Origin of the sequence: Bowmanella yangjiangensis, from assembly GCF_017255015.1 — a bacterium.
In the GTDB taxonomy this organism is placed as follows: Bacteria; Pseudomonadota; Gammaproteobacteria; order Enterobacterales; family Alteromonadaceae; genus Bowmanella; species Bowmanella yangjiangensis.
This window is the reverse complement of the sequence record NZ_JAFKCS010000863.1, coordinates 1-298: the sequence shown is the minus strand read 5'-3', so window position 1 is coordinate 298 and position 298 is coordinate 1. Positions and strand designations below refer to the sequence as shown.

At 68.5% G+C, this 298-nt stretch carries 1 protein-coding gene; it reads left to right on the top strand.

Translation table 11 applies throughout. The features are described 5' to 3' along the window. Positions 1–298 (top strand): TRAP transporter large permease subunit (locus tag J0A65_RS26995; RefSeq protein ID WP_206597235.1); only part of this gene is annotated, 298 nt, incomplete at both ends.

The window sequence follows — 298 nt, the reverse complement described above, 5'->3', positions numbered from 1 at the left end:
AACTGTTCCTGGCCGGCGTGGTGCCCGGCTTGCTGCTGGCGCTGGCGTTCATGGGCATGAACGCCCTGTATGCGCGCAAGGCCGGTCTGCAGGCGCGGCACCAGGCTCCGAGCTGGGGCGAGGTGCTGGCTGCCTTTTCCGGCGCGGCCACCGCACTGGTCGCTCCGGTGCTGATCGTCGCCGGCATCGTCATGGGCCTGGTCACGCCAACCGAATCAGGCGCGCTGATCGTGCTCTACGTGGCCGTGATCGGCATGCTGCAGGGACAGCTGTCGCTGCGCGGATTGTGGGATGGGCT